Genomic DNA, 4897 nt, shown 5'->3' with positions numbered 1-4897 from the left:
GCGCCCACGCCACAATGAGTGCGAGAAAAGCACGGCCCCAGTGCGCGCCGTCGGCAGCCGCGGCGGCGCCAGTACCGGCGATGACTGGGGCGAAAGCATTTGCCCATGTATGCGGGCGAGCGCCTTGGAACCAGTCTTTGGCAGTTGCGGGATAGGCAGAAAGTGACATGTCAGTTATTGTGCCACGCCACCGCGGACATGCTGTGCACAAGGGACGCACACGGCGGACATATAAAAGCCACGGGTATGGCAAAAGCGCGTCGTACATACCCAAGAAAGGACGGCTGTGGGCCACACCCGTGACAAAAGTTCAACGCGTTGAACTTTCCTAAAAGTTATCATGTGAATCGCTCGCGGGGCAAGGCCTTTACTACGATGAATGTCATGCACTTAAGCGATCTCCCTGAACGTACCCAGGACTACCTCAAAGCCCTGTGGGACCTCTCCGAGCACTCTGGCGGCGCGCCCATCGCGCTCAAAGAACTGGCGGGGCGATTGAACCAAAAGGTGCCCACGGCGTCCGAAGCCGTAAAGCGTCTCGTTGCCCAAGGGCTGGTGGAACACGAGCGCTACGCTGGCGTTTCGCTGACCCCAGAGGGGCAGGCACTGTCCATGGGCATGGTCCGCCGCCATCGTCTCCTCGAGACCTTCCTGGTTAAAGAACTGGGGTACACCTGGGACGAGGTTCACGAGGACGCCGATCTCCTCGAGCATGCATGCTCCGATCGCTTCATCGATCGCCTCGATCAGCACCTGGGCCATCCTCAGCGCGATCCCCACGGCGATCCCATCCCCGATGCGCAGGGCAGCATCGAGGACCTTGGCACGCTCACGCTTGACGACGTCCCCCTTCACACCCCTGTCACCATCGAGCGGGTATGCGACGGGGACACCGAGCTGTTGCGCTACCTCGACAGCCACGGCGTCGGCTTGGGCGTCGAGGTCGTAGTTGATTCCCGCGTTGCGGGCCTGCTCAACCTGCACGCAGGGGACAAGGAGTTCTCCCTTGCGGAAGTCGCGGCCGCCGACGTGACAGTGCGCGCTAACGAAACCTAATCAGTTCTTAAAGAGCCCTGCGACACCACGACGGTCCACCTTGCCGGGGCCGGTCAGCGGCATCTCAGCAATGCGGATAATCTCGCGCGGAATCTGCCACCGAGGCAGGTCATCGAGCGCTTCGAGGATGTCGGTGCGCGAAGCCCAGCCGGTGTAAGCTGCGGCGATCATCTGACCAAGACGCGGATCAGGGATGCCCACCACGCATGCACTGTCGACGCCCGGAACCTGCAACAAGAGCTGTTCCAGCTGTTCTGGGTGCAACTTCAGGCCGCCCGAATTGATGATGTTGTCCAGACGTCCAGTGACGGTGAGCTGACCGTGGGCGTCGAGCTCTCCGGCGTCGGAAGTGGCGAACCAGCCATCGACGAAGTCGCGCGATTCCACATTGCGGTAGCCCTGCGCAATGGTCGGCCCGCCCAGGAAAATGCGGTTATCGTCCCCGATGCGCACCTCGGTGCCGGGCAGGGGAGTGCCGTTGTAGACGCAACCGCCCGCAGTCTCCGAGGAGCCATAGGTGGTTACCACGGTGATGTCGAGCTTGCGCGCAGATTCCAACAGCTGGGGATGCGGCGCTGCTCCACCCACCAGGATGGAGTTGAAGCGGCGCAGTGCCTGGATGCCGTCCAGCGAATCGAGTGCTTTGTGCAGCTGCATCGGCGTGAGCGCGGTGTACATGCGGTCTTCGGTGTGGGCGAGTTCTTCTGCTGCGCGGGCGAACTCGGCGATGTTAAAGCCTTGGGACAGGTCGAGGCACAGTGGCTCCACACCCGCCACCAACGAACGCACGAGCACCTGGATGCCTGCGATGTGGTGGGCGGGCATGGCCAGTAGCCATTGGCCGGGTCCACCCAGGAAAGAATGGGTGGCATCCGCACTCGCCACCAAGTTAAGTGGGCTTAGCTGCGCACCTTTCGGTGTGCCCGTGGAACCCGAGGTGGCCACCACCAAAGCAATGCCCTCAGCAATCGATTCGCCCGCGCGCATGTGGTTGCGCAGCAATTCCGCCCGCGTGCGGTCCGCTGCGGGAAGGGGCAAGAGCGTGGTCTGCCCAGCGATGGCCTTTTCGAGCTCATCCAAAATAGCTGCGGGATTGCGGGGATCGACTGGGAGTGGGGCGAGGATATGAGTCACGAATAATCAGGTTACCCGGGCATTTCGTTCGTCCCGGGAGGCGGCGCGCCGGGCGTTTAGAGCAAGGCGCGTAGCCCCATGCTGAGCAAATAGAACACACCCGCCAGCACCGCGATGCAGCCGCCCGCCGACAAACTGAGGGCGGCCGCCAGCCAGAGCCCGCCGCATGCCAGCGCAATGCCCGCGATACCGGCACCGAGCATGAGCTGGGTCGGGCGCTTGATCCACGGCTGCAACGCCGCCGCCGGGGCTACCAGCAGCGCCAGGGACAAGATAGTGCCCACCGCGGGAATCACCACCACCATGGTCACGCTGATAAGCGTGAGGGTAAGCAAGTCATAGCGGCCGGGCTTTCCGCCTTGTGCGCGGAAGAACGTCTGGTCGAAGTAGAAGGAGACCAACGTCCGGCGAAATGCCACCAGCACGCCAAGGCTGACCACCACCAGGGCGCCGACAAACCAGACATCCTGCGCATTGACAGTGGTCAGCGAGCCCACGAGAAAGCTATCCACGTGGATAGGTAGCGGTTGGAACCAGCGCAGCAACAAGATGCCCAGGGAAAACCCCAGGGTGAGCGTCACGCCGGCGGCAGCAGTCGAAGAAATGCCCTCGACGGTACTCAGCCACCGCATAAGCCATGCCAAAGGCAGGCAGAACAGTGCCGCGCCCACCATCAAACCCGTGGAGAGATCCAAGCTCAGAAGGTTGGCCACCACTACACCGAGCACCGCGCCGGGGAAGATTCCGTGTGACAGGCTCTCAGCGAAAAAGACGCGCTTGCCCATGACCATCAAGGTTCCAACCAAGCCAGATAAACATCCCACAGCGATGGCCTCAAGGAGGGGCAACCGCAGGATCTCTGGATCAAGATGAGACAGTCCCATTAGCTAAATACCCCCTTCAAGCCCGCTAGCGGCACGGTGGCAACCAGCATCAAGCTGACGATTGCCTGCGGCGAAATCTGGTGCGTGGTTTGGGACAGCATGATGGCAAATCCCACCACCACTGCCAGTGTGGACAAACCCGCAGCCCAGAAGCACATGCTGCGCGGGGATCCTGCGATCAAGCGCGCCGAGAGGCCTGGAATGACAATAAAACCGATAACCAGCAACACACCCACTGCCGAGCTAGCCGCCACCACGATTAGGCCAACCGCGATATTCGCAATGAGCTCATAAGCCGCCACGTTGACGCCCATGGCGCGGGCCGCTGTTGTATCGAAAGCGACGAGAATTTGCATGCGCCAGGTTGTCAGGATGAGCAGTGCCGCAATCACGCAGAGCGTGACGGAGGTTGCCAGCCTGGACTGCGTGACGTCGAGAAGCCGGCCAAACATGAGTGCCTCCAGCTGCCCGGACTTGTCGCCATAGGCCAAACTGATGACCACGCCGATGCCGTACATGAAGGTCAGCACCACGGCCGTTCCGGCTTCCATATCCAGCTTCCGCGCTGACTGGCGCCGCCCAGAACCCAGAGAAGCCAGCACCAGCACCGTCACCGTGGCCACCGCGGCCGCACCCGGCACGATGCCCGGGATGCCGCCCACGATGAGCCCTACCACGATGCCCGGAAAAACCGAGTGCACGAGGGCTTCCACCGTAAATTCCATGCGGCGGAGATTAACGAGGACGCTAATGGCAGCTCCCGCAATCGATAGGCACAGCAGGAAGAGGAAAGCATTGCGCAGGTACGGGGCGAAGAGAATCTGCTCTATCACAGTCGCGCGCCTTGCTCCATATAGGTTTCCACTGCTTCCTCGGTTCCCATGGTGCGGACCTTGCCGTCGATCACAAACGCCGCCCAGTCGCAGGTGTGCTGCGCCAAGATGGGTCGTGAGTGGAGACGAGCAGGGCGATTCCTGCTTCCTTGAGATCCGCAATGATCTGAATCAGGATTCGGCGACTTTCTTGATCAAGCCCGTTGAAGGGTTCGTCGAGAAGCACCAGCTCCGGGGCCGAAACCAACGCGCGCGCGATGAGCACGCGCTGGCGTTGCCCACCCGAGAGCTGGCCAAACCGCGTCTCGGCGAGGTGCTCCATCCCCACTTGTCGCAGGGCATTGAGTACGCAGTCGCGGTAGCTACGCATGCTCGTGCACCTGTGCCACCAGCTCACTGAGGGCAAAAGGCCCATTTCCACGACCTTGTAAGCCGTGACGGGAAAGCTCAGGTCGGAGTCTTGGTACTGCGGGACGTATCCGAGCGAGGCGTCGATGGTGGCCATGCCGCGCAAGGCAGCCAGGCCAGTGATTGCCTTGAGCAGGGTAGATTTGCCCGCGCCGTTGGAACCTAGGAGCGCCACGGCCTCGCCCGCGCGGATCTCAAGGTCAACGTCGGTGAGGATATCCCGGGCGCCATAGCCGCAGGTGGCATTGTGCAGAGTGACTAATGGGGAAGACATAAAGAGCTACTTGCGCTTGGCGAAGTCGAATTCCTGCAGCGATTCCGGCAACGGTTGCTGCTCGGAGCCCCAGGCGCTGACCAAGGTGTTGATGTTGTGGATGATGGATCCGATGTAGGTCTCGCCCTCACTGCCAGGCACGCCTAGCGAGTCGCCGTACAAAGCGTCGTCGGATGTAACCGCCTTGACGCCTGCGGCGCGGGCGATGGCCTCGATGGACTTCGAGTTGTTGGAATTCTCCGCAAAGATGGCCTTGGCGCCGGACTCGCGGACCTTCTTTACCTGCTCATCGATGTGGCTCGAGGTGG

The 4897-nt window shown here is 61.8% G+C and carries 6 protein-coding genes and 1 pseudogene; 1 reads left to right on the top strand and 6 read right to left on the bottom strand.

Going from position 1 to position 4897, the window contains the following annotated elements; translation table 11 throughout:
* Positions 1 to 169 (bottom strand): annotated as a pseudogene (locus tag HMPREF2724_RS13355) (1,4-dihydroxy-2-naphthoate polyprenyltransferase); the annotation flags it as partial.
* 215 nt (positions 170 to 384) lie between these two features.
* On the opposite strand from HMPREF2724_RS13355, the gene HMPREF2724_RS11660 reads away from it, so the two are divergent.
* Positions 385 to 1056 carry a metal-dependent transcriptional regulator gene (locus HMPREF2724_RS11660; RefSeq protein ID WP_062039180.1) on the top strand — a complete coding sequence of 224 codons (672 nt, stop codon included), beginning with the start codon at positions 385 to 387 and terminating at the stop codon, positions 1054 to 1056.
* On the opposite strand, the gene menE is transcribed toward HMPREF2724_RS11660, so the two are convergent.
* The 5 genes from menE to HMPREF2724_RS11635 form a co-directional block, all read right to left on the bottom strand.
* On the bottom strand, positions 1057 to 2190 hold the full coding sequence (gene menE, locus HMPREF2724_RS11655) for an o-succinylbenzoate--CoA ligase (protein WP_070588657.1): 1134 nt from the start codon (positions 2188 to 2190) through the stop codon (positions 1057 to 1059).
* A gap of 56 nt (positions 2191 to 2246) precedes the next feature.
* A complete protein-coding gene (locus HMPREF2724_RS11650; RefSeq protein WP_049062513.1) occupies positions 2247 to 3074 on the bottom strand; it encodes a metal ABC transporter permease in 828 nt (275 codons plus the stop codon).
* Entirely contained in the window at positions 3074 to 3907 is an 834-nt protein-coding gene (locus tag HMPREF2724_RS11645) for a metal ABC transporter permease (protein ID WP_235590994.1), read from the bottom strand. Before HMPREF2724_RS11645 ends, HMPREF2724_RS11650 begins: the two co-directional genes overlap by 1 nt.
* 70 nt (positions 3908 to 3977) lie before the next feature.
* Entirely contained in the window at positions 3978 to 4589 is a 612-nt protein-coding gene (locus HMPREF2724_RS11640; RefSeq protein ID WP_246818266.1) for a metal ABC transporter ATP-binding protein, read from the bottom strand.
* 6 nt (positions 4590 to 4595) lie between these two features.
* The coding region (locus HMPREF2724_RS11635; protein ID WP_141748392.1) for a metal ABC transporter solute-binding protein, Zn/Mn family at positions 4596 to 4897 on the bottom strand (302 nt) is incomplete at its 5' end.

Origin of the sequence: Corynebacterium sp. HMSC071F07 (assembly GCF_001810285.1) — a bacterium.
Classification (GTDB): domain Bacteria; phylum Actinomycetota; class Actinomycetes; order Mycobacteriales; family Mycobacteriaceae; genus Corynebacterium; species Corynebacterium simulans.
Note: the sequence above shows the minus strand (reverse complement) of the source record. Positions and strands in the feature narration are given on the sequence as shown.

Coding starts and splice junctions, on each gene's coding strand:
- HMPREF2724_RS11660 (WP_062039180.1), top strand. CDS start 385: ATGCACTTAAGCGATCTCCCTGAACGTACCCAGGACTACCTCAAAGCC.
- HMPREF2724_RS11650 (WP_049062513.1), bottom strand. CDS start 3,074: ATGGGACTGTCTCATCTTGATCCAGAGATCCTGCGGTTGCCCCTCCTT.
- HMPREF2724_RS11640 (WP_246818266.1), bottom strand. CDS start 4,589: ATGTCTTCCCCATTAGTCACTCTGCACAATGCCACCTGCGGCTATGGC.